This window comes from Novosphingobium sp. Sphag1I (assembly GCF_056279125.1).
The window spans coordinates 108,128-132,368 of the sequence record NZ_JBWBQS010000004.1 but is presented as its reverse complement, the minus strand read 5'-3'; the positions used below and the strand labels follow the sequence as shown (position 1 = coordinate 132,368).

Annotated in this window: 21 protein-coding genes; 8 read left to right on the top strand and 13 right to left on the bottom strand. The window is 61.5% G+C overall.

From position 1 onward, the window contains the following. Nucleotides 1–41: 41 nt before the first annotated feature. Both ACZ9HU_RS05745 and ACZ9HU_RS05740 read right to left on the bottom strand, forming a co-directional pair. Nucleotides 42–776: an N-formylglutamate amidohydrolase gene (locus tag ACZ9HU_RS05745; RefSeq protein ID WP_476103325.1), complete on the bottom strand. Its 735-nt coding sequence runs from the start codon at nt 774–776 to the stop codon at nt 42–44. Further along, nucleotides 773–1,600 (bottom strand): 4-(cytidine 5'-diphospho)-2-C-methyl-D-erythritol kinase, encoded by an 828-nt coding sequence (locus ACZ9HU_RS05740; RefSeq protein WP_476103323.1) that lies wholly within the window; start codon nt 1,598–1,600, stop codon nt 773–775. Before ACZ9HU_RS05740 ends, ACZ9HU_RS05745 begins: the two co-directional genes overlap by 4 nt. 104 nt (nt 1,601–1,704) lie before the next feature. Between ACZ9HU_RS05740 and ACZ9HU_RS05735 the strand changes: the two genes are divergently transcribed. The 3 genes from ACZ9HU_RS05735 (at nt 1,705) to moaB (ending at nt 4,916) form a co-directional block, all read left to right on the top strand. Further along, complete coding sequence (locus tag ACZ9HU_RS05735) at nt 1,705–2,484, top strand: uracil-DNA glycosylase family protein (RefSeq protein ID WP_476103320.1); 780 nt, start codon at nt 1,705–1,707, stop codon at nt 2,482–2,484. 110 nt (nt 2,485–2,594) lie between these two features. Continuing rightward, nucleotides 2,595–4,349 carry a lytic transglycosylase domain-containing protein gene (locus ACZ9HU_RS05730; protein WP_476103318.1) on the top strand — a complete coding sequence of 585 codons (1,755 nt, stop codon included), beginning with the start codon at nt 2,595–2,597 and terminating at the stop codon, nt 4,347–4,349. A gap of 27 nt (nt 4,350–4,376) precedes the next feature. After that, nucleotides 4,377–4,916 carry a molybdenum cofactor biosynthesis protein B gene (gene moaB / locus ACZ9HU_RS05725; protein ID WP_476103683.1) on the top strand — a complete coding sequence of 180 codons (540 nt, stop codon included), beginning with the start codon at nt 4,377–4,379 and terminating at the stop codon, nt 4,914–4,916. A 40-nt stretch (nt 4,917–4,956) separates the two neighbouring features. Here moaB and ACZ9HU_RS05720 read toward each other — a convergent pair whose 3' ends face one another. Continuing rightward, nucleotides 4,957–5,835 carry an arylamine N-acetyltransferase family protein gene (locus tag ACZ9HU_RS05720; protein ID WP_476103315.1) on the bottom strand — a complete coding sequence of 293 codons (879 nt, stop codon included), beginning with the start codon at nt 5,833–5,835 and terminating at the stop codon, nt 4,957–4,959. A 100-nt stretch (nt 5,836–5,935) separates the two neighbouring features. Here ACZ9HU_RS05720 and ACZ9HU_RS05715 point away from each other — a divergent pair, with 100 nt between their 5' ends. Next, a complete protein-coding gene (locus ACZ9HU_RS05715; RefSeq protein ID WP_476103313.1) occupies nt 5,936–7,015 on the top strand; it encodes a PA0069 family radical SAM protein in 1,080 nt (359 codons plus the stop codon). Nucleotides 7,016–7,023: 8 nt separating this feature from the next. On the opposite strand, the gene dnaE is transcribed toward ACZ9HU_RS05715, so the two are convergent. From dnaE to ACZ9HU_RS05685, 6 genes are all read right to left on the bottom strand, one after another. After that, complete coding sequence (gene dnaE / locus ACZ9HU_RS05710; protein WP_476103311.1) at nt 7,024–10,581, bottom strand: DNA polymerase III subunit alpha; 3,558 nt, start codon at nt 10,579–10,581, stop codon at nt 7,024–7,026. Between the two features lie 101 nt (nt 10,582–10,682). Continuing rightward, a complete protein-coding gene (locus tag ACZ9HU_RS05705; protein ID WP_476103309.1) occupies nt 10,683–11,165 on the bottom strand; it encodes a glutathione peroxidase in 483 nt (160 codons plus the stop codon). A gap of 8 nt (nt 11,166–11,173) precedes the next feature. Next, a complete protein-coding gene (locus ACZ9HU_RS05700; protein ID WP_476103307.1) occupies nt 11,174–11,770 on the bottom strand; it encodes a GNAT family N-acetyltransferase in 597 nt (198 codons plus the stop codon). A gap of 3 nt (nt 11,771–11,773) precedes the next feature. Then, complete coding sequence (locus ACZ9HU_RS05695; RefSeq protein WP_476103305.1) at nt 11,774–12,016, bottom strand: hypothetical protein; 243 nt, start codon at nt 12,014–12,016, stop codon at nt 11,774–11,776. 58 nt (nt 12,017–12,074) lie between these two features. Beyond that, a complete protein-coding gene (locus ACZ9HU_RS05690) occupies nt 12,075–12,764 on the bottom strand; it encodes an ABC transporter ATP-binding protein (protein ID WP_476103303.1) in 690 nt (229 codons plus the stop codon). After that, nucleotides 12,757–13,998 (bottom strand): lipoprotein-releasing ABC transporter permease subunit, encoded by a 1,242-nt coding sequence (locus ACZ9HU_RS05685; protein WP_476103681.1) that lies wholly within the window; start codon nt 13,996–13,998, stop codon nt 12,757–12,759. Before ACZ9HU_RS05685 ends, ACZ9HU_RS05690 begins: the two co-directional genes overlap by 8 nt. A gap of 187 nt (nt 13,999–14,185) precedes the next feature. Between ACZ9HU_RS05685 and ACZ9HU_RS05680 the strand changes: the two genes are divergently transcribed. The 3 genes from ACZ9HU_RS05680 to ACZ9HU_RS05670 all read left to right on the top strand — a co-directional run bounded on the left by ACZ9HU_RS05680 (nt 14,186) and on the right by ACZ9HU_RS05670 (nt 18,274). Beyond that, nucleotides 14,186–15,955 carry a sensor domain-containing diguanylate cyclase gene (locus tag ACZ9HU_RS05680; protein ID WP_476103300.1) on the top strand — a complete coding sequence of 590 codons (1,770 nt, stop codon included), beginning with the start codon at nt 14,186–14,188 and terminating at the stop codon, nt 15,953–15,955. 119 nt (nt 15,956–16,074) lie between these two features. Next, nucleotides 16,075–17,568: an amidophosphoribosyltransferase gene (gene purF, locus ACZ9HU_RS05675; protein ID WP_476103297.1), complete on the top strand. Its 1,494-nt coding sequence runs from the start codon at nt 16,075–16,077 to the stop codon at nt 17,566–17,568. 4 nt (nt 17,569–17,572) lie between these two features. After that, on the top strand, nt 17,573–18,274 hold the full coding sequence (locus ACZ9HU_RS05670; RefSeq protein WP_476103295.1) for an SDR family NAD(P)-dependent oxidoreductase: 702 nt from the start codon (nt 17,573–17,575) through the stop codon (nt 18,272–18,274). 196 nt (nt 18,275–18,470) lie between these two features. Here ACZ9HU_RS05670 and ACZ9HU_RS05665 read toward each other — a convergent pair whose 3' ends face one another. The 3 genes from ACZ9HU_RS05665 to ACZ9HU_RS05655 all read right to left on the bottom strand — a co-directional run bounded on the left by ACZ9HU_RS05665 (nt 18,471) and on the right by ACZ9HU_RS05655 (nt 22,888). Further along, nucleotides 18,471–19,844, bottom strand: coding sequence for a cryptochrome/photolyase family protein (locus ACZ9HU_RS05665; RefSeq protein WP_476103293.1), 1,374 nt, complete (start codon nt 19,842–19,844; stop codon nt 18,471–18,473). A 108-nt stretch (nt 19,845–19,952) separates the two neighbouring features. Next, a complete protein-coding gene (locus ACZ9HU_RS05660; protein WP_476103291.1) occupies nt 19,953–20,996 on the bottom strand; it encodes a 2-oxoacid:ferredoxin oxidoreductase subunit beta in 1,044 nt (347 codons plus the stop codon). 11 nt (nt 20,997–21,007) lie between these two features. Further along, on the bottom strand, nt 21,008–22,888 hold the full coding sequence (locus ACZ9HU_RS05655) for a 2-oxoacid:acceptor oxidoreductase subunit alpha (protein WP_476103678.1): 1,881 nt from the start codon (nt 22,886–22,888) through the stop codon (nt 21,008–21,010). Nucleotides 22,889–23,211: 323 nt separating this feature from the next. Here ACZ9HU_RS05655 and ACZ9HU_RS05650 point away from each other — a divergent pair, with 323 nt between their 5' ends. Beyond that, nucleotides 23,212–23,712, top strand: coding sequence for an RNA pyrophosphohydrolase (locus tag ACZ9HU_RS05650; RefSeq protein ID WP_476103289.1), 501 nt, complete (start codon nt 23,212–23,214; stop codon nt 23,710–23,712). Here ACZ9HU_RS05650 and ACZ9HU_RS05645 read toward each other — a convergent pair whose 3' ends face one another. Next, complete coding sequence (locus tag ACZ9HU_RS05645) at nt 23,713–24,231, bottom strand: tetratricopeptide repeat protein (protein WP_476103285.1); 519 nt, start codon at nt 24,229–24,231, stop codon at nt 23,713–23,715. Nucleotides 24,232–24,241: the final 10 nt, after the last annotated feature.

The following is a 24,241-nucleotide window of genomic DNA, read 5'->3' as shown; positions in this document are numbered from 1 at the left end:
CCTACAGCCCCCAAGGGCAAGTGGCAATGTGAAAATTGCAATTACGGAAGATTTAGCGCAATTTTATTACAAAGATCAGCCATGCGCTCGGCCCACTCCGCCTGTCCCGCCGGATCGCCGATCAAATCCTGCCGGATCTCGACGCCCAGATAGGGCCGCCCCTCGGCCTCGGCATGGTGGTTCATGGAATAATTCAGGACATGGCCCGAATAGGGCAACTGGTCCCCCACGACCAAACCTTGGGCCTCCAGCAAGGGGATGGCGATGCGCGGCGCACGATCATCCTGATTGTACAGAACGCCAATATGCCACGGGCGCGGCTCATCGCTGGTGGCCAATTGCGGCGTAAAGGAATGCAGCGACAGGATCAGCGCGGGCGGCACATCATCGAGCAATTGCGCCAAGGCGTTGTGATAGGGCTGATGAAACCGCTCCAGCCGGGCGGTGCGGGCCTCTGGCGACAGATCATTGCCGGGGATCACGTGGCCATCGCTGACATGGGGGATGGTCGATGCCTGATGCTCACCACGGTTGAGATCGCAGACCAAACGGCTGACATTGGCGCAAAAGGCGGCGATGCCGGGGCGCCGGGCCATGATTTGCGCAATGGCCCCCACGCCAATGTCGATGGCGATATGCTGCTCCATCAACTCTGGCGCGATGCCAAGGTCGATGTCATCGGGCACGCGATTGCTGGCATGATCCGATACGATCAGGATGCCGCCAAACTTGGGCTCGCCAAAAAGCTGATAGGCGTCATGGTTGCGCGCGATCATCGCAGCAGCCCCCCCAATTGCCACCATGCGGGATGATTGGTTGCGATCATCGCGGCGGCGGCATCGCGCGCGGCCACGTCGTCGAACAGGGCAAAACAGGTCGCCCCCGAACCCGACATGCGCGACAGCCAAGCGCCCGTATGTCCCAAAGCCGCCAGCACATCGGCCACCGGCGGGCAGATCGCAATCGCGGGCGCCTCAAGGTCGTTGCGGCCATGACGGGCAATATCGCGGGCGCTGCCTTCGGGCATGGGGCCGCGATCCACCCGGTCCCACGCCTTGAAAACCGGCCCGGTGGGTAAGGGAACACGAGGGTTGACCAGCAACACCGGGCAGCCTTTCAAATCCTCGGGCGCGGGTTCAAGCTGCGTCCCCGTGCCGCGCCCGACCATGGCGATGCTTTCAACGCAGGCTGGAACGTCCGCGCCCAAACCGGCGGCCAGTTCATGCCAATTATCCGGCAATACCCCGGCCCGCCGCGCCATGCGGAAAACCGCGCCCACATCGGCCGATCCGCCCCCAAGCCCCGCCGCCACCGGCAAAGCCTTGTCCAGAGCCACCGCCCAGCCGCCTTCACGCGGGATCAACGCCAGCGCATCGAGAACCAGATTGCTCTCCTCTCCTGCCAGAAGCGGCGAAAATTCCCCCGTAATGGCCAGCGAATCCCCGCCCGCCGGGGTCGCGGTCAATTCATCGCCCGCATCGACAAAGGCAAAGAGCGTTTCCAGCTCATGATAGCCATCTTCGCGGCGGCGGCGCACGTGAAGCGCCAGATTGATCTTGGCATATGCCGTTTCGGACAGGGGGTAATCGGACGTGTTCATGCCCCTCCCCATGGCCCGCCCGCCACGCACAGGCAAGACGCCAATGCATGAAATTGCCGCACAGGACTTGTCATCTGCCTCCTATCCGGCCAATCAGGCGCGCAATGACTGGGCAAGCTCCTATTTCCGCACAGATCGCCGCCGCGCTCGATTGGTGGCGCGAGGCCGGGGTCAGCTATGCCTATACCGAAGAGCCGCAGGAATGGCTTGAGGAACCGGCCGAGGAAGGCAAGCCCCCGCCCCCGCCGATGATGCGGGCCAAACCCGAACCGCCACCACCTCCGCCCCGCCCCCGCCTTGGCGGAGAGGTTGAGCAGTGGCCCAAGATATTGGCCGATTTCACGCCATGGTGGATGGGCGAGGCAACGCTGGACCCTACCGGCACGTCGGGCCGGGTGCCGCCTCGCGGGCCGATTGGCGCGGACCTGATGGTGGTTGTGCCGATGCCCGAAAATGTGGACGCGGAAACGGGTGAATTGCTCAGCGGACCTCAGGGGCGCTTGCTGTCGGCCATGTTGCGCGTGATGGGGCTGTCGGTGGGGGATTGCTATCTGGCGTCTGCCCTTCCCCGCGCCATGCCTGCGCCCGATTGGGATTTCCTGCGCAACGAAGGGATGGGTACTGTTTTGGCCCATCACATCATGCTGGCCGCGCCAAAACGCCTGCTTTTGCTGGGTGACCGCATCCTGCCGCTGCTTGGCCACGCCCCATCGCAAAAGCCTGCCCTTTTGCCTTTGATTAACCAAAGTGAGGCAGGGATTAATGAGCAGAGCGCGGGCGGCGTCTCTGTTCTGGCGGCTCAGGATCTGGGCATGTTGCTGGAAAATCCACGGCGCAAGGCCGGTTTCTGGCGCAGTTGGCTCGGTTGGGCCGATCACGATTGATGCGATAATAGGACGGACGGGGTTTGCTTTTGCTGCGACGGGATCAACATTGGGGTGGGCGACTGCGCGCCTGGCGCATGGGGCTTTGCGCCCTTGCGGGTCTTGGCGCTATGGCGGCGGCCCAACCTGCGTCGGCCAACAGCGCGGCTGCTGATTATTTCATGAGCCGCGTTGCCCGCTCGTCCGTGCCCAAGCTGCTGACCGAAGATGAGCGTGCGTGGTACAAGGACATTTTTGGCGCGATCAAGCATCAGGAATGGGCCCGCGTTCAATCCATGTTTGCCGCAAAGCCCGATGGGCCGCTGCATGGTTCGGCCCGGGCGGAATATTATCTGGCCCCCGGTTCGCCGCGTATCGATCTGGCCACGCTGACCGACTGGCTCAACAATAACCCCACCTTGCCGCAGGCCGAACAGATCACAGCGCTGGCGTTAAAGCGCGGGGGCACCGCGCTGCCCACTCTGCCCATGACGCAGGCGTTTTATACCCAGCCCAATGCCCCGCGTCGCGCACGCCCGCGTTCGGTGGCCGATGGGTCTATGCCCGCAACCATTGCCCAGGCCATCAATGACAAGATCAAGGTCGACGATCCGGTCGGCGCGCGCCTGTTGCTGGACGGCGTCGATGCCACATTGTCGGCCGAGGCGCGTGCGGAATGGCGGCAAAAGGTCGCATGGGCCTATTACATCAACAATCAGGATGGCGAGGCCTTTGCGCTGGCCTCCTCTATCGGTGATGGCAGCGCCCCGATGTCGGGCGCATGGGTGGCCGAGGGAGCGTGGGTCGCGGGCCTTTCGGCCTGGCGCCTCAATGATTGCCTGAATGCCGCCGAAGCCTTTGCCCGGACGGCCAAGGGTTCGACCAATGCCGAACTGACCGCGGCGGCCTATTATTGGCAATCGCGCGCGCAGGTGCGTTGCCGCCAGCCCGAACAGGCTTCTGCCCCCCTTCGTTCTGCGGCGCGTCTTGATGAAACACTGTATGGCATGATCGCGGCGGAGCAATTGGGCCTGCGCCTGCCCGCCGATCACGCGACGGCCGATTTCACTCCCGCCGATTGGCAATCCTTGCGCGAAAACGCCAATGTGCGCGCGGCTGTCGAACTGGCCGAAATTGGTGAAGATGGGCTGGCCGACGATGTGCTGCGCCATCAGGCCCGCATTGGCACGCCCGATCAATATCAACCTCTTTCGCGTCTGGCCCGCGATCTGGGTCTGCCCGCGACGCAATTGTGGATGGCCTATAATGCTCCGGGCGGCGCAACACCTGCCCCGGCCAGCCGTTTCCCCACGCCCAAATGGACCCCCGCCACCGGATGGCAGGTCGATCCGGCGCTGGTTTTGGCCCATACGCTTCAGGAATCGGCGTTCCGCGCCACGGCTCTGTCCAGCGCGGGCGCGCGTGGATTGATGCAGATTATGCCAGCCGCCGCGCGTGACCATGCAGGCGCTCTTGGCGTGTCCGGTTCGGTCAGTGACCTGACCCGCCCCGACGTCAACCTCGCCTTTGGCCAGCAGCATTTGCAGGCGTTGAAGAACAATTCGGCGACGCAGGGCCTGCTGCCCAAGGTGATGGCGGCCTATAATGCCGGGCCTTTGCCGGTGGCCCGCTGGAACACGCAAATCCACGATGGCGGCGACCCGTTGCTGTGGATGGAATCGGTGCCCTATTGGGAAACGCGCGGCTATGTCGCGACGGTGCTGCGCAATTACTGGATGTATGAGCGTCAGGCAGGCGGCCCGTCGGAAAGCCGTACCGCTCTGGCCGAGGGACTTTGGCCGACCTTTCCCGGCCTTGATGGCGCACGCGGCGTTCGGGTGGCCAGCAACGGGGCGATTGCCGGAACCCGGTTGACCGGCTACTGATCCTCTCCACATTGAAGGAGGGCGATGATGGCCATTGATGAATCCCGCGAATTCAAGCCGATCCGCATCGCGCTGCTGACTTTGTCCGACACGCGCACGCTGGAAAATGATACCAGCGGCGACATTCTGGCCCAACGCATTGCCGACAAGGGCCACGTGCTGGCCACGCGCAAGATCCTGCGTGAGGATGTGCCCGCGCTGGTGTCTCAACTGGATGCGTGGATTGATGATCCAGAGATCGACTGCATTATCTCGACCGGCGGCACCGGCCTGACGGGGCGGGATGTGACCCCTGAAGCGCTGGAGCAGATCATCATCGCCCACAGCGGCAAACTGATCCCCGGCTTTGGCGAACTTTTCCGCTGGCTTTCGTATAAATCGATCGGCACCAGCACGGTGCAATCGCGCGCCATGGCGATCATGGCGGGGGCGACCTATATCTTCGCCCTGCCCGGTTCGAATGGCGCGGTAAAGGATGGCTGGGACGGCATCCTGTTTGAACAGTTGGACAGTCGCAACCGACCCTGCAATTTCGTCGAACTGATGCCCCGCTTGAAGGAAGCCTGAGCGTTTAGATCGGGCGCAAAGAGAGGCTCTCTCGCGCCCGTCAGAACAGGCCCAGCGCGGCCACTTCTTCACGCGTCAATTCCACCCGGAACAGATCGGCCAAGGCCTTGCGCCAATCTTCGCCATTGGCCAATTCCATCACATCGGCCCGCCCGCCGGAATAGACACTGAGCCGCCGCGCGTTGAGCGAGGCAAAGCCATCCTCCAGCACGATGGAGGCGATATGGGCGGTGGTGAAACGGGTGTTGGCGCGCGTAAATGTCCAATGGTTGGACAGTTCCAGATCAATCGGCGCGACCTGCGTCAGATTGAAGCCATACTGCCTCTGCCAGTCGGGGGATGTCACGCGGCCATCGGTGGCGTCGGTCGGACCTCGACGTTCGACCAGCCATTCGCCCATGATGCTGCCCGGGTCGCCCGCTTTGGTAATGCGGTGTTGCGCGCCATCGGGCGATCGCGCCGTGGCCCCATCGGTCAAGGGCATGGCCGGAACATAGGAACCGCCGAAACCTGCATCGGCAATCCACGCCTGTCCATCCAGATCGACCAGGCGGAATGTATGCGTCATAGGCGGCGGCGCGGCATCCTCTGGCAAACCCAGAAACACGCGGGCGAGCAGCGGTCGGTTGTCAAAACCCAAACGGCCCAGCATGTCGCCAAACAGCGCATTATGTTCAAAACAATAACCGCCGCGCGCGCCCATCACCAATTTGCCGAAAATCGCGTCGGGATCGACACTGACGCCGCGCCCCAGCATCACGTCCAGATTTTCAAAGCCGATGTTCATGCGATGCGCGCGCTGCACCGCCTCCAGCCCCACTGCATCAATCTCTATCGGGCCGGCCACGCCGATCCGCGCCAAATAGAGCGCAAGGTAATCAGCATCAGCGGGGATCAAGGAAGCATAGGGAGCGGTCATGCGGATTTTCCGGTGAATTTCAGGCTGGCGGTTCTTTAGGAGTGGAGCGGCGAATTGGCCAGAGCTTGAATTATCGTTCCGCCTATGTTCTAAAGCACCAATGTTCAAACCACCCCCTCCACGCGGACGCGGCGCGCAAAGTGGATCGTTTTCCACCCGCTTTGCCCTGCCCCAGCGTGAGGTGGATGGAGACTGGCTTGATGCGATGGAGGATGTGGATGGCGGGCCGCCGCCTTTGCGCACCAGTGTGACCGAGGAAGCGGCGCGCAAGATCATCTCGCGCAACAAATCGCCCGATGTGCCGTTTGACCGCTCAATCAACGCCTATCGCGGGTGCGAGCATGGCTGCATCTATTGCTATGCGCGGCCCACCCATGCCTATCTCGACCTTTCGCCGGGGCTGGATTTTGAAAGCCGGTTGTTCGCCAAGCCAGAGGCGGCGCGATTGTTGCGCCGCGAATTGGGCGCACGCGGATATACGCCCGCGCCCATTGCGATGGGCACGAACACCGATCCATATCAGCCTATCGAGGCACGCTATCGCCTGACCCGGCAAGTGCTGGAGGTGTGCCTTGAAACACGCCATCCGGTGACGATCACCACCAAATCCGATCGCATCCTGCATGACATCGACCTGTTATCCGAACTGGCGCGGCATCATCTGACGGCGGTGGCCATTTCGGTGACCAGCCTTGATGCGCGGCTTTCGCGCCTACTCGAACCGCGCGCGGCAAGTCCCTTCAAACGATTGGACGCCATAGAGAAATTGAGCGCGGCAGGCGTGCCGGTATGGGTCAATGTTTCGCCCATCGTCCCCGCCATCACCGAGGAATGGATCGAACGCATTCTGGAAGAAGCCGCAGGGCGCGGGGCCAAGGGAGCAAGCTGGATCATGCTGCGCCTGCCCCATGAGGTGGCGCCGCTGTTCCGCGAATGGCTGGACGCGCATTTCCCCGACCGGGCGGACAAGGTGATGCATATCGTCCAATCCATGCGCGGCGGCGCGGATTATCAGAGCGATTTCTTCACGCGGATGAAGCCGCAAGGCGTCTGGGCCGATCTGGTCCGCACACGCTTTCGCATCGCCAAAACGCGGCTTGGCCTGATCGACCGCGACGTTGATCTGGACATCACCCAGTTTTGCCCGCCGCGTCGCGACGGGCAAATGTCGCTGTTTTAGGCGGCGTTTTAGGCGACCAACCGCAAATGCCCGCCCGCCCGCGTGGGTTTGAGCGATACGTTGGCCACGCCCTCCATCCCGGCAATCAGGTCGGTCAATTCGCCATCCAGCAGGAAATCGCGGCCCAGACGCAGGCGCGGTTCCTGCGCCGCACCGGTTTTCAACATGACCTCAACCGTACCCAACCCGCCACGCGGCAGAATCGTCGCCAATTCGCCAAAGACTTCGGGGCGCGAGACCTCCAGGCTCAACGTCATCTTCGCCGCCGCCTTGACCTCGGACAGGGCCTGCGCCCCGCGCACCGTCACACGCGGCGGTTCCTCCGGGCTTGGGCTGTCCAGTTCAACGGTGAGGAGGATACAGGCACCCTCCTTCGACCATTGGACAAAACTGTCCACCAGCGTTTCCTCAAAGCACGAGGCCGAAAAATTGCCCGACTGGTCCGAAAAATCGGCCATGACGAAATCCTTGCCGCGTTTGGTTTTGCGCTTCTGGACGCCTTCGACCATCGCGGCCATCACGGCGGTGGTGCGCCCCGAAACCCCGCTGGCAAGCAGGCTGGAATGGCTGCGCGCGCCATTGGCGCTGGCCACGGCGCGCCATTGCTCGACCGGGTGGGCGGCGAAATAGAAACCGAAATTCTCGCGCTCCTTGGCCATCTGGTCGGCGCGGCTCCATGCCGGGACGTCGATCAGGCGGATATTGCCCGCCCCCGCATCATCGCCGCCGAACAATCCGTGCTGGCCGCTGGTGCGGGTGCGCTCGGCCTCTTCGGCCACGGCCAGCAGCATATCGGCATTGGCCAGCACCTTGGCCCGGTTGGGTTCGAGCGCGTCAAACGCCCCGCTGGCCGCCAGACCTTCGAGCATGCGGCGATTGAGCGAGCCATAAGGCACGCGGGTGAACAGATCGGCCAGATCCTTGAACGGACCATTGGCCTGCCGCTCGGCCACGACGACTTCCATCGCCTTTTCGCCTACGTTGCGGATGCCCGCCAAGGCATAGCGGACCTGGTGGCCGTCGGCGGTCTGTTCGACCATGAATTCTGCCTCGGAATGGTTAAGGCAAGGCCCGGCCACCGCAATCCCGTTGCGCCGCATGTCATCGACGAAAACCGCCAGCTTTTCCGACTGATGCATGTCGAAACACATGGCGGCGGCGTAAAATTCGTGGGGGTAATGCGCCTTGAACCACGCCGTCTGATAGGCGAGCAAGGCATAGGCGGCGGCGTGGGATTTGTTGAAGCCATAGCCTGCGAACTTGTCGATAATGTCGAACAGTTCGTTGGCCTTGTCCTTGTCGATGTCGGACACTTCGCGGCAGCCGATGACAAAGCGCAGGCGCTGGGCGTCCATCTCCGCCTGTACCTTTTTACCCATCGCGCGGCGCAAAAGGTCAGCATCGCCCAGCGAATAGCCCGCAAGGATCTGCGCGGCCTGCATCACCTGTTCCTGATAAACGAAAATCCCGTAGGTTTCGGCCAGAATGCCCGACAGTTTTTCATGTGGAAATTCGATGGGGGCCAGACCGTTCTTACGCTGGCCAAACAGGGGGATGTTGTCCATCGGGCCGGGACGATAGAGCGACACGAGCGCGATAATGTCACCGAAATTGGTCGGCTTCACCGCGGCCAGCGTGCGTCGCATGCCTTCGGATTCCAGCTGGAACACGCCCACCGTGTCGCCGCGTTTCAACAGGTCGTAAACGTCGCTGTCATCCCAAGGCAGGGTGGACAGGTCAATCGAAATCCCCCGACGCCCCAAAAGGTCCACCGCCTTACGCAGGATCGAGAGCGTTTTGAGGCCCAGAAAGTCGAATTTGATCAGGCCCGTATTCTCGACATATTTCATGTCGAACTGCGTCACCGGCATGTCCGAGCGCGGATCGCGGTAAAGCGGCACCAGTTGTTCGAGCGGACGATCACCGATCACCACGCCCGCCGCGTGGGTCGAACTGTTGCGCGGCATACCCTCCAACTGCATCGCCAGATCGATCAGGCGCTTGACCTCTGGGTCATTGGTATATTCGCGGTGCAATTCCTGCACACCGTTCAACGCGCGCTCCAGCGACCACGGATCGGTCGGATGGTTGGGAACCATCTTGGTCAGGCGGTCGACCTGACCATAGGACATTTGCAAAATACGGCCCGTATCGCGCAGCACGGCGCGCGCTTTGAGCTTACCAAAGGTGATGATCTGCGCCACATGGTCCGCGCCATATTTTCGCTGAACATAGCGGATCACCTCGCCGCGCCGGGTTTCGCAAAAGTCGATGTCGAAGTCGGGCATCGACACACGTTCCGGGTTGAGGAAACGTTCAAACAGCAGGCCCAGACGCAAAGGATCAAGGTCGGTAATCGTCAGCGCCCAAGCCACCAGCGAGCCCGCACCCGAACCGCGCCCCGGCCCTACGGGAATGTCATTCTGTTTGGCCCATTGGATAAAGTCGGCCACGATCAGGAAGTAACCGGCAAAACCCATGCGGTTGATGATGCCCGTCTCGAAATCGAGGCGTTTGGCATATTCGAGGAAGCTGTCATCCACTCCGAGCGCTTGCAGCGCAGGCCACGATTCATCGGGCGCGGCCAAAGCCTTGTCCAGCGTCGCCTCATCCACACCCGGCCAATAGGGCGCCAGACGCTTGGCCAGACCCGCGCGGGCGTGATCGACCATCATCCGCGCTTCGCCCTCCTTGTCGCCCGCCAGAGACGGCAGCAGCGGCTTGCGCTTGGGCGGTTCAAAGGCGCAGCGCTGGGCGATCACCAGCGTATTGGCCAAAGCTTCGGGCAGATCAGCAAACAATTGCCCCATCAACTCGGCGCTGCGCACCCATTGCTGGGGGTTGGAGCGTTTGCGTTCGGGCGCATCGACATGGGTGGACCCGGCGATGCAGAGCATGGCGTCATGGGCCGCGCTGTCCTTGGCATCGGCAAAGTGGGCGGGGTTGGTCGCCACCAGCGGGATGTCGCGGGCATAGGCCAGATCGATCAGCGCCTCTTCGCTGCCTTCCTCGGCCGGATCGCCGGTACGGGCGATTTCGATATAGAGGCGGTTCGGGAAGACCGCCTGCAAGGCATCGGCATAGCGCAGCGCGGCTTCATTCTGCCCCTCGGCAAACATGCGGGCCAGCGCACCCTCACCCGCGCCAGTCAGACATAGCAACCCGTCCGTGTGGCCATCCAGATCAGACAGCCGCACATGGGGGTCAAATTCCAGCGGCCGTTCCAGATGTGCCTTGGACACCAGATGGCACAGATTGTTCCACCCGGCCTCATTCTGGGCCAGCAAGACCACCGCGTCGATCTGGGGCGCCGTGGGCAAAACGCCGCTGCCATCGCCGCTGGGCCGTGCGATGGACAAAAGCGTGCCGATGATAGGTTGCACGCCCATATCCTTGGCCGCCCCGGCAAAGGCGGGCGCGCAATAAAGCCCGTTGCGGTCCGTCACCGCAATTGCGGGAAAACCGTGCTTCTTCGCCAGCTTGGCCATGGCCTTTGGGTCAATGGCGCCGTCCAGCATGGTGAAGCTGGAATAATTGTGCAGGGGGACGAAGGGGGAATATGCCATGATAAAGACTCTAGGCCGCAAGGGGCCATGGCATCAATCGGCGCGCCAATCCCCCTGTGGATGACTTATGGACAAGCCTGTGGCCAAAACTGTGGATATTTCTACAGCAGCTTTTCAACCTCGCTGGCAATATCCTCCGGCTTGGCGGAGGGGGCAAAGCGTTTGACCACCCGGCCATCGCGCCCGATCAGGAATTTGGTGAAATTCCACTTGATCTTTTTCGTGCCGAAAATCCCCGGCGCGCTGTCCTTTAACCATTGCCAAAGGGGGTCGGCATCCGGCCCATTGACCTCGACCTTGGCCATCAAGGGAAAGGACAGGCCGAAATTGACGCGGCAAAATTCACCGATTTCTTCGGCGCTGCCCGGTTCCTGTTGGCCAAACTGGTTGCACGGGAAAGCGATGACTTCGAACCCGCGGTCGCCATAATCACGCCACAGCTTTTCCAGTCCGTCATATTGCGGGGTGAAACCGCATTTGCTGGCGGTATTGACCACCAGCACGACCTTGCCCAGCCGGTCGGCAAGGCTGATGGTTTCGCCATTGGGCAAATGCGCGGTGAAATCGGCAATCGTCTGGGGCATGACGGCTCCTATCGATCTAACAACGCGTCAAGGTGGCGGCGGATGCCGGGCCATTCAATATCAAGGATCGAATAGACCACCGTATCGCGGCGACGCTCGCCATAATCGGGGTCATACATGACATTATGCCCGCGCAGGATGCCATCCTGTTTCGCGCCAAGCCGTTCAATCGCCCGCCGACTGCGTTGGTTCAGGGCATCGGTACGGATCTGGACGCAATGCACGCCCATAACGTCGAACGCATGGCCCAAGAGCAGCTTCTTGGCCTCGGTATTCAATCCGGTCCGGCGCACGCGGGGCGCATAGAGCGTCGTGCCAATCTCCACCCGGCGTGCGGGCGCATTCATCCGCATATAGCGTGTCGTGCCCGACACCACACCATCGGCATCCAGCACGGCAAAGACCTGAGCGCGGCCAATGGCGGCTTCTTCCTCCGCCTTGTCCAGCCACGCAGCAATGGTGCCGGGCGTCGGCAATCCACCGGCAAAGGTCCGCTCAAAACCAGCATTAAGCGCCAGCAGGAGCGCGTCGGCATCGGAACGCAAAAGCGGGCGCAACGTAACGTGGCGCCCGCTCAACACTGGCTGCTTTGGCCAATGGGTCATGGATTAAACCGCATGGGGAAAATCATCACGGGTATAAAGCGCCATAATTTCTTCTGCCTTCAACCGGTGGTCGCCCACGATCTCGATCTCGTAACGCTCGCGCTCTGCCGGTTCGAGCAGCGCGATATAGCGGACCAGATCCGCCAGAGTGCCACGACGCAGCGTCTTCAATTCGTCCAGCAGCCCGCCGCCGTCATTGGCCAGATGCAGCGCCACGGTTTCCTGCCAGTCGATCTGCTTGGTCATGGATCATCTCCTTTATTGGGCCCCTTCATATCCGATGTGGGGCCTGTGCCGTTAACCTTCAAGCGGCGGCGTGATCAAAATGCAACCGGCCTTCGTGCAAACGAAGCACCCGGTCCATACGCAGCGCCAGCCGTTCATTATGCGTCGCGATCAGGGCCGCCGCACCGCTTTCGCGCACAAGGCGCAGAAATTCGTCGAACACCTTGTCGGCCGTCGCCTCGTCCAGATTGCCGGTGGGTTCGTCCGCCAGCACCAGTCGCGGCCGATTGGCCAGCGCGCGGGCGACAGCGACGCGTTGCTGTTCACCGCCCGACAATTGGTTGGGGCGATGCGTGATGCGCGACGACAGGCCCAGCGCGCTGAGCAATTCGCGCGCGCGCGCCTCGGCCTGCGCCTGATCATGGCCGGAAACCAGTTGCGGCAGGACGACATTTTCCATCGCCGTGAAATCGGGCAACAGATGGTGGAACTGATACACAAAGCCGATGGACGTGCGGCGAAGGTCGGTGCGCTGATCGGCGTTCATCGCACTGGCGTCGTGACCGGCTACCTCGATCCGCCCGCCAAATCCGCCCTCCAGCAATCCAACCGCTTGCAGCATCGTCGATTTGCCCGAACCCGATGGACCCAGCAACGCGACGATTTCGCCCGGCATGATCGAAAGGTCGATGCCCTTCAAGACCTCGATCCGGACCCCGCCCTGTTCAAAGGCGCGCGTCAGGCCGGTCAGTTTCAACACTTCACTCATAACGCAGCACCTGCACAGGGTCCGTACTCGCCGCCTTGAAGGCAGGGAACAGCGTGAAAACAAAGGACAGGCCCAAGGCCATGGCCACGATCCCGATCACCTCGACCGGATCGGACCGGCTGGGCAATTCGGTCAGGAAGCGGATCTTGGGGTCCCACAATTGCTGGCCCGTCACCAATTGCACGAAATTCAGCACATTCTGGCGATAGAACAGGAAGACAAAGCCCAGCACCAGCCCCGCACCCGTCCCCAGCGAACCGATCACCGCGCCAATGGTCAGAAAAATCTTCATGATCGAGCGCCGCGAAGCGCCCATCGTGCGCATGATCGCAATGTCGCGCGTTTTGGCCCGGACCAGCATGATGAGGCTGGACAAGATGTTGAACGAGGCCACCAGCACGATCAGCGACAGCACCACAAAAGTCACCACCCGGTCCACCGCCAAAGCATCGAACAATTGGGCGTTGATCGTTTTCCAATCGGTGATCGTCGCCTGCCCCGCCAGCTTCTTGCCCAGAGGCGCCAGCATCTCGGCGGCCTTGTCGGCATTGTCGGTCTTGACCTCGATCATACCGATGGAATCGCCGGTCAGCAGCAGCCTCTGCGCGTCCGGGATCGGCATGATGACAAAGGCATTGTCATAATCATAAATGCCCACCTCAAAGATCGCGCCGACCTGATAGGAAACCTGACGCGGGACCGTACCAAAGGGCGTGTCCCGCCCGGTGGGATTGATGACGGTAATGCTGTCCCCCACCCGCGCGCCAAGGCTTTCGGCCAGCCGCGCGCCGATCCCCACCGTGCCCGCATCGGGCGCCACCGAGGCCATCGATCCGGAAATGACCTTGGGCTGCATCGCGGCAATATCCTGCGCGGTTTGGCCGCGAACCAGAATAGCTTCGACCCGCCCGTTAAACGTGGTCAGCAAGGGCTGTTCGATCAGCGGGCTGGCCTTGACCACGCCGGGGGTGGCGCGAACGTCCTTCAACACCTGCTCCCAGTTGTCGAGTCGTCCGCCATAGGCCTGAATGATCGCATGGCCATTCAGCCCGACAATTTTATCCAGCAATTCCGCACGAAACCCATTCATCACGCTCATCACCACCACCAGCGCCGCCACGCCCAGCGCGACGGCCACAAGGCTGATTCCGGCAACAAGGGCGATAAAGGCTTCACCGCGGCCCGGAAGCAGGTAGCGTTTGGCCACAGTCCATTCGAAACGATTGAGAATCACAGAAATTTTCGCCTGTCTGGTGATACCCGAATGGGCATTGGTCACAGGATTTAGGCGCGCCTTGCCAATGGCGCAACTTGCAATCCCCCGCGGCATTCAAAACGCATAAAAAGCCAAACGGTTGCGCGTCCATTTTGCCCTCAGCCTAAACGGCATATTAACCCTTATATCCGTACATTCACCGCCCATGAGACCACGCAGCCAGCCTATCCATGACCGAGCGCCATTCGGTTTTGCCATTTTGGGGCTGGTCTATTTCCTTTGCGCACAATTGGGCACCAGTTTTGCCCAGATCGACCACGGCAACAGCTTCCTCTGGCCTGCGGGCGCGGTGCTGATTGCATCGTTAAGCACAGTCGCCATCCGGTTCTGGTGGTCGCGGATCGCGGCCTGCGCATTGGCATCGGTTCTGGTCACGGGTCTGTTTGGCGTGGGCTGGGTTGCGGCGCCGGTGATCGCGCTGGCGCATATGTCCGAAGCGATTGCGGCCGCCTTGCTGATGCGCAGCCTGTTGCCCAAGGGCGAACCGGTCGGCTCGCTCAACTGGTTGATGAGGCTGCTCTTTGGCGTATCCGTCTGCACCCCGCTTATCGGCGCCAGCATCAGCGTATTCGGCCTTTCGATGGCGGGTCATGGCGAATTTTTGCATAATTTCCGCAATTGGTATTTCAGCCATTGCCTTGGGCTGATGATCTTCCTGCCATGCTTTACGGTTATGGTGCATTCCCAGCGGCGGCGTAAACTGTTCCTGTTTGACCGGCCGCGCTGGACCATTGCGCTGGGCTTTCCCATCGCCATGGCGGTGGTCGCAACGCTGTGCTTTGTTCAGACGCTGATCCCCATGCTGTTCGTGCCTTTGCTGCTTCTGGTGGTGGCGACGGTTTTTGTCGATCTGGCCACGCTCTCGTTGATGTATGTCATTCTGGCCGTGGTGGGCCTGTGGTTTGTGCGCAGCGGTCAAAGCCCGCTCACCATGACGGGCCAGGGTGTTGGGCGGCAATTGCAATTCTATCAGGTCTATCTGGCCACCACCGCACTGGCGATCATTCCGGTGACCAGCGCGATCCAGCATATGCGCCATATCCTGACGCGATTGCGCGAGAGCGAGACGCGCTATCGCCTGCTGGCGGAAAATTCGACCGACATTATCGTTTCGACCGATGTGCTGGGCAATATCCGCTTTGCTTCGACATCGATCCAAAAGCCCACCCGCCGCAATCCCAAATTCCTGCTCAACAGCCCGGCGCTCAAATTGGTGGCGCCGCGCTATCGCCGTACGGTCATTGCCGCCTATCAGCGCGCGCTGGATGCCAAGGGCAATTCGGTCAATGTTGAATTCTTTGGCCTGTCGTCGAACAATGCGCCACGCTGGTATGAGGCGCATATGCGCGCCGTGCTGGATGACAACGGCCATGTCGAAAGCGTGGTCAGCGTCGTACGTGATATTTCCGAGCGCAAGGCTTATGAAAACGCCCTTGCCCATGCGGCCATGACGGATGAGTTGACGGGTCTGCCCAATCGACGCCTGTTTTTGGATACGATCAACGGCTGTATCGCGCGCGGCCAAAGTGGCTGCGTGGCATTGATCGATCTGGACCATTTCAAACAGGTCAATGACCGTTACGGCCACGCGGCAGGCGATGCTGTGCTGCGCACCTTTGCCAATGTTGCGCGTCAGGGGCTGCGCGGCACCGACATGCTGGCCCGTATCGGGGGCGAGGAATTTGCCCTTCTCCTGCCCGACGCCCCCATCGAGGCGGGCGAGCGGATCTGCGCGCGCCTTGGCAAGGCATTGGCGCAGGCGGTGACAGTTTATGATGGTCAGGAAATCCATGTCACCACCAGCATTGGCCTGGCCCGCCTTGGCCATTGTGCCGATGGCGCGATGGCCGAGGCCGATCAGGCGCTCTATGCCGCCAAGGGCGCAGGGCGCGACCGCCTGTCCATCGCGGCATAAACAACAGCTATCGCGTTTGACATAAACCCGGCGCTTGCTTTCGGAAGCAACAAGCGCCAAATGCGCGCGCCCGCGCCGCCTTTCGGCGCTCTTGTCATCGAAGAGTCGCATCCACCCGCATGACCAGCATCCGCAACAACGCCGCCCAAACCGAAGCTTTTCGCGATGAAACCCCATGGGATATTGGGGATGATGGCGACACGCTGCATGAAGAATGCGGCATCTTTGGCGTCATTGGTGCCCGTTCGGCCTCCTCGATGGTGGCCCTTGGCCTCCACGCGCTGCAACATCGCGGCCAGGAAGCCGTCGGCATCACCAGCTTTGACGGCGCAGAATTCTTTTCGCACCGTGGCATTGGCCATGTCGCCCATGTGTTCAATAATCAGGACATCTTTGTTGACCTGCCCGGCATGATGGCTTCGGGCCATGTGCGTTATTCCACCACGGGTGGTTCGGGCCTGCGCAACATCCAGCCTTTGTTTGCCGATCTGGCCGACGGCGGGTTCTCGATTGCGCATAATGGCAATATTTCCAATGCCATGACGCTCAAGCGTGATCTGGTGAACAAGGGTTCGATCTTTCAGTCGACCAGCGACACCGAAACGATCATCCACCTTGTCGCGACCAGCCGCTATCCCACGCTGCTGGACCGTTTCATTGATGCGCTGCGCCTGATCGAAGGCGCCTATGCGCTGATCTGCATGACGCCGGCGGGCATGATCGCTTGCCGCGACCCGCTGGGCATTCGCCCGCTGGTCATGGGCCGCATCGGCAGCTCGGTGGTCTTTGCCTCGGAAACGGTGGCCCTCGACGTGGTGGGCGCCGATTTCGAACGCGAAGTCGAACCGGGCGAATTGCTGGTGGTTGACCACAATGGCGTGATTTCCAGCCACCGCCCGTTTGGCGATCTGGCCCCGCGCCCCTGCATCTTTGAACAGGTCTATTTCAGCCGCCCCGATTCGATCCTTGGCGGGCAATCGGTCTATCAGTCGCGCCGCCAGATCGGGGTCGAGCTGGCCAAGGAAGCCCCGGCGGACGCCGATCTGGTCGTACCGGTTCCCGACTCCGGCGTGCCTGCGGCCATCGGCTATGCGGCGGAAAGCGGCATTCCCTTTGAACTGGGCATTATCCGCAGCCACTATGTCGGCCGCACCTTCATCCAGCCGGGCGACAGCAAGCGCCATGCCGAGGTGAAGCGCAAGCATAACGCCAACCGCGCTTTGGTCGCGGGCAAGCGTATCGTGCTGATCGACGATTCGATTGTGCGCGGCACCACCTCGCTGAAAATCGTGCAGATGATGCGCGATGCCGGCGCCTCCGAAGTGCATATGCGCATCGCCAGTCCGCCCACCGACCACTCGTGCTTCTACGGCGTCGATACGCCGGAACGCAGCAAGCTTCTGGCCGCGCGGATGGATCTGGAGGCGATGGCCGATTACATTCAGGCCGACAGCCTTGCCTTTGTGTCGATCGACGGCCTCTATCGCGCCGTGGGCCAACAGGACCGCAACCCCAAGTGCCCGCAATTCTGCGACGCTTGCTTTACCGGCGAATATCCCACCCGTCTGACCGACTATGACGCGGACGCGGTGGCGGGTGAAACCGAGGCGTAATCGCATGGACCTTTCCGGCAAGATCGCATTGGTCACCGGCGCAAGCCGTGGCATCGGCGCTGCAACCGCTTTGGCTCTGGCCAAGGCGGGCGCGCATGTCCTGATCACGGGCCGCGATGCCAAGGCGCTGGAAGGCGTCGAGCAGACGATCCATGAAGCAGGCGGCACGGCCACCATTGCGCCCATGGACTTGCTGGAAAGCGACGCGATTGCCCGTTTGGCCGATGCGGTCGCCGGACGTTGGGGCAAGCTGGACGTGCTGGTCATCAACGCAGGGATCTTGCCCACGTTGATGCCGGTGGTCGATATTGACCAAAAAGCGCTGGGCAAGGCTGTCTCGACGCATCTGCTGGCGACGCAGGCTCTTTTGACCTCTTTCGACCGCCTGCTGCGCAAAAGCGAAGCAGGCCGCGTGATCGCCATGACCACCAGCGTCGCGAATCGCCCCCGCGCCTATTGGGGCGCCTATGCCGCCACCAAGGCCGCGCAAGAGGTGCTGATCGACTGTTACGCGCAGGAAGTGGCGAATATCTCGTCGGTCAAAGTGGCGATTGTTAATCCCGGCGCGACCCGCACCGCCATGCGTGCCAAGGCCTATCCGGGCGAAGATCCCAAGAGTGTCAAAGACCCCGCCGTCGTGGCTGACAAGGTGATTCAACTGCTGGGCGAAGACTTCGTAAGCCCCTATCGAGTTGCTGTTAACTAAACACGGCAACCGATAGTTCATTGCATTTTGCGAATATCCCTTTGTCGCAGATTACTATCCGCGACCGGGCATAACGCTAAATGTGCGAAAGCGTTGCTGCCCGAGCCCCTAACAGCAGGCGCGACTGGCGGCCGTTCATGGACACGCCCCTCGCCATCAACCCTCGCCGGTTGCGCCTGCTATTTCTTCAGCCCCCTCATCCCTTCATCATCCGATAGGCCGCCAGCGCCCTTTCGCGCCCTTCGACATGGCCGACAATCGGCATGGGATAGGCACAGCGGCGGCGCGTCATCGGTGTCGGATCGTGAATCTCATCTTCACCAAGTTCGGCCAGTTCAGGCACCCAGCGACGAATATAATCGCCCGCCTCGAATTTAGGACTTTGGGTCAGCGGGGCCATGATCCGCGTGAATTGGTTGGCATCCACGCCCGATCCTGCCGACCACTGCCAATTAACCGCATTCTGCCCGTAGTCCGCATCGACCAGAGTATCCCAGAACCATTGTTCGCCAAGGCGCCAGTCAATCAGCAGATGTTTGATAAGAAAGCTGGCGACAATCATACGGACGCGGTTGTGCATCCATCCCGTCACCCACAATTCGCGCATTCCGGCATCCACAATAGGATAGCCGGTCATGCCGGTCTGCCACGCCTTGAGGTCATCCGGCGCGTCACGCCACGCCATGCCGTCAAATTCAGGCTTCGCCGAGCGCGCGCCATAATCAGGGAATTCGGCAATGATGTTCTGCGCATAGTCGCGCCAGCCCAGTTCGGACAGGAACACATCGACCGATCCGCCCCGATCATGGGCGGCATGCCAAAGTGTCGCGGGACTGATCTCGCCAAAGGCCAGATGGGGCGACAATCGGCTGGTGCCGGGGCGCGAGGGAATATTGCGCCTTTCGGCATATTTGTCAGAGCGCGGCAAAAAGATTTCGAGACGCTCCTGCGCACCGGCCTCGCCCGGAGTCCATTCGGCGCGGAAGCCGGGCGCCCAATCCGGGCGCGTCGGCAAAAGGCCCCATTGTTCCAAATCATCGCTGACCGGCCATTGATCGGGTGGGTTGATTTGATCCGGCGCGGGCATGGGTTCCGCGGGCGGCATTCGTAACTGAACCTGACGCCAGAACGGCGTATAGATCCGATAGGGTGTGCCGGCCCCAGTTGTAACGCTGCCCGGAGGAAGCAGGAAATTGCCGTCATGCAGTGTAAGCGCCAAACCCTTCCGCACGACCACCTTTTCCGCGTTGCGCCACCACGGCTCGTAATGATGGAGGCCGTGGATTTCCTGCGCCCCGGTCTCCTGCGCCAACTGCGCCAGAACATCGGCTGCCACGCCTCGACGCAGGATCAACCGGCTGCCCTTGGCCTCCAGATCGCGGGCGAGGCTTTGCAACGATCCATGCAGCCACCAACGCGAAGCCGCGCCCAGTTTGCGGTGCCTGGGCGTTTCATCATCCAGAATATAGACCGGAATAACCGGCGCGCCCGATTGCGCCGCCGCCCAAACAGCCGCCTGATCAGCAAGGCGAAGATCGCGGCGAAACCAGAGTAGAATCGGTTTGGTCATCGCTTGGGGCTATCAAGTGATGGGGGCAATGGAACATGGCCAAAGGGGAAAGTTGCCTCCGGCGGGCAAGGGGCGGGCGCCCTTTGCCAGCCGGAGGCAAATCGCCCCTTACACCCCGCTAAGCGGCCCCTGATCCTCGGCCTGCACGCTCCAGGTCTGCCCCTTGGCGAACAGCTTGGCCAGATTGGCGACCTTGCCCTCGCGGGCAACGGCGTCCTGACCGAGCACAGCGCCTTCGTAGGTCGGACGCGGATCGTCATAGATCACGCCCAGCGCCACCGGGAACAAAGCCATCGGCAGTTCGACCAGCATATGCGCGATCGAACGGTTCTTGACGTCATGCACCAGCACGCCCGCCGCCTGCCAGTCGCCATCGACGACATCGACGATTTCCAGATGCAGGTGGTCGGTGTTCAGGCGCAGGCCCTGCGTGCCCTTGTTGAACAACATCGGCTCGCCATGCTTCAGCCAAAGCTGGCGCGTGTCAGCCACGGCCTTTTCGGTGAAGTCGGCAAAGCGGTCCTTGTTATAGACGATGCAGTTCTGGAAGATTTCCACGAAAGCCGCGCCCTGATGGGCATGAGCGGCCTTGAGAACTTCACCCAAATTCTTCGACGTATCGAAACCGCGCGCCACAAACCGCGCGCCCGCGCCCAGCGCAAAAGCGCAAGGCTGCATCGGACGGTCCACGCTGCCCAGCGGGGTGGTCGGGCTGCTCGTGCCTTCACGGCTGGTGGGCGAATACTGGCCCTTGGTCAGGCCGTAGATCTCGTTGTTGAACAACAGGATCTGGGCGTTGATGTTGCGGCGCAGGAAATGCATCGTGTGGTTGCCGCCGATCGACATGCCGTCGCCGTCACCCGTCACCAGCCAGATGTCGAGTTCGGGATTGGCCAGCTTGAGGCCAGTTGCAAACGCAGGCGCGCGGCCATGGATCGTGTGGAAACCATAGCTGGACACGTAATAGGGGAAACGGCTGGAACAACCGATGCCCGACACGAACACCGTCTTGGCCGGGTCACAGCCCAGTTCGGGCAGCGTGCGCTGCACCGCCTTCAGGATCGCATAGTCGCCGCAGCCGGGGCACCAGCGAACTTCCTGATCCGATTCCCAGTCCTTGAGGGTCGTCTTGATCGTGGTCATTTCGTTCATGATACTATCCCTCAAGCAAGCGCAGCTTCGATCGCGGCTTCGATTTCCGCGATGGTGAAGGGCTGGCCGGAAACCTTGTTCAGCGGCTTGGCATCGACCAGATACTGATCGCGCAGCACGGTCTTGAGCTGACCGGTGTTCATCTCGGGCACGATGATCTTTTCATAGCCCTTAAGCAGCTCACCCATATTGGCGGGCATCGGCCATACGTGGCGGACATGGATGTGCGAAACGTCCAGCCCCTTGGCGCGGGCCCGGCGCACGGCCTGATGGATCGCGCCATAGGTGCTGCCCCAACCGACCAGGGCGAGCTTGCCCGTAGGGGTGCCCTGCGACACTTCCTGCGCCGGGATGTGGTTGGCGATGCCATCAACCTTGGCCTTGCGGGCGTCGGTCTGCAACTGGTGCGTGGCGGGCGAGTAGTCGAGGTCGCCGGTGTCCGGCGCCTTTTCGATGCCGCCGATGCGGTGCATCAGACCGGGGGTGCCGGGCTTGATCCACGGACGCACGCCGTTTTCGTCACGCTTATAGGGCAGAACCTTGCCCTCTGGATTGTTGTTTTCTTCGAGGAACTTGACCGGGAACGGCGTGAAGGTTTCCGGATCCGGCACCTTCCACGGTTCGGCCGCATTGCCGATATAGCCATCGGTCAACAGCATGACCGGCGTCATGAACTGCACCGCAAGGCGGCAAGCTTCGATGGCAACATCAAAGGCATCGGCGGGCGAACGCGCGGCGATGACGGGCATCGGCGTGTCGCCGTTGCGGCCATAGACGGCCTGATACAGGTCCGACTGTTCGGTCTTGGTGGGCAGACCTGTCGAAGGGCCGCCACGCTGCGAATTGACGATCACCAGCGGCAATTCGGTCATCACGGCAAGGCCCATCGCCTCACCCTTCAGAGCAATGCCCGGACCCGACGAGGACGTCACGCCCAGCGAACCGGCATAAGACGCACCGATCGCGCTGGCGATGGCGGCGATTTCGTCTTCGGCCTGGAAAGTGGTGACGCCAAACTCTTTCAGCTTGGCAAGGTTGTGCAGGATCGCCGAAGCGGGCGTGATAGGATAACCGCCAAAGAACAGCGGCAGTTCGGCCAGCTGGGCCCCTGCAATCAGGCCGAGGCTGATGGCATCCGCGCCCGTGATCGTGCGATAAAGGCCCGGCGTCTGGGGAGCGGCCTCGATGTGCAGCTTCTTGACCTGCCCACCGATTTCGGCGGTTTCGCCGTAAGCGTGACCGGCATTCAACGCCGCGATATTCGCGTCGGCCAGCACCTTGTTCTTGGCAAATTTGGTATTCAACCAATCGATCAGCGGCTGACGCGGACGATCAAACATCCACAGCGCCAGACCCAGCGTCCACATATTCTTACAGCGCAGCGCTTCCTTGTTGCCAAGGCCAAAGGGCTTCACCGATTCCATGGTCAGCTTGGAAATGTCGAAAGCCAACAGGTTCCACTTGGCCAGGCTGCCGTCTTCGAGCGGGTTGCTCTCATACTTGGCCTTTTCCAGGTTGCGCTTGTTGAACTCACCCGAGTCGGCGATGATCAGACCGCCTGCCTTCAAGCTGGGCACATTGGTTTTCAGCGCGGCCGGGTTCATCGCCACCAGAACGTCGGGCTGATCGCCAGCGGTGGAAATTTCGGTGCTGCCGAAATTGATCTGGAAGGCCGAAACACCGAACAGCGTCCCTTGGGGCGCGCGGATTTCCGCCGGAAAATCGGGGAAAGTGGCAAGGTCATTGCCCGCCAGCGCGGTCGAGAGCGTAAACTGCCCGCCCGTAAGCTGCATACCATCGCCCGAGTCGCCCGCAAAACGCACCACCACCGCTTCGGGGGTGTTGTCGGTCGAGCGCCCAAGATCCGCGCCCGCTTCCAGAACACTTGCCATCATCGTCCTTCCATACCCGGCCCGAACCGCAATGCTTTCGCGCCGAAGGTGATTGCCCTTGGCGCGGCGGCATCGCATGCGCAATTGAGAAAAACTGTCAGGACAAAAACGGATCGTTCCTGCCCACAGTTTTTGCCGCCATTGCGCGAGCGGACCTGTCGGAAATGCCCAAAACCTGTTGCGGGCTCTAGTCAAGCGCCAATCGTGATTCTATGGCCCCGCCCCCAAGCTTTTCCCCTTTGCGCCAAGCTTTTCTCCTTTGAAGCCCCGCGCATTGCCTCTATCCTGCCCGTGGCACCCATTATGAAAGTCCGCCCAAAACCATGACCGATCTTGCCTCCCTGCCCTACCGTCCCTGCGTTGGCGTGATGCTGGTGAACGCCCATGGCAAGGTCTTTGTCGGCCGCCGAATCGATCAGCGCGAAAGCACCGTCGATGGCGAAGGCGATTTCTGGCAAATGCCGCAGGGCGGCGTCGATCCGGGCGAGGAATTGCGTTCAGCGGCCCTTCGCGAATTGCACGAGGAAACCGGCGTTGGCGAAGAACACGTCACGATCCTGGCCCAAACTCGCGAAGAATTGCTCTATGATCTGCCCGATCACCTGATTGGCAAGATGTGGAAGGGCAAATATCGCGGCCAGCGTCAGCACTGGTTCCTGTTCCGCTTTACCGGACAGGATTCGGACGTAAACCTCAACGCCCATGCGCCGGCCGAATTTGAGGCGTGGAAATGGGCGGATGCCGACAGCCTGCCCGATTTGATCGTGCCGTTCAAAAAGCGGGTCTATCGCGCCGTTCTCGAAGAATTCCGCGCGCTGATCTGATCAATTGCTCTGCGTGGCGGGTTTGCCCGCCACATCGGCCGCGCTCACCACCTTGGGCGCGGCATTGGGGAGCGCACCTTTGGCAATGGCGGCCGCAAGACGGTTGGCCGCATCGCCGCCCTTACCGCCCAGACTTTCCACCTTGGCCAGATTTTCCCGCGCCTTTTCCAGCGCGCCCTTTTCGGCCAAAGTCTCTCCTTCGCCCGCCACCGCATCGATATTCTGCGGATCATGCGACAGAACGGTGCGATAGTAATGCAGCGCCTTGCCCTGCATCCCCTGCATTCGCGCAGCCTGTGCCAACGAAATCGTGATCCGGCTCGATCCGGGCTGAATGGCCAGCGCCGATTCAAACGCGTCGGTCGCCTTGTCCACCTCGCCCGAATTCAGCGCTGCACGCCCTGCATCCTCCAGCGCCGCCGCCCGCGGGTCCAGCACCTCGACCGGGGCCGAATGGCTGCTGCTGGCCGCAACGGCCAGAGCCAGCGAGAGGGCGACCGAGACGGGAGCAAAGCGCATGACTATTTCC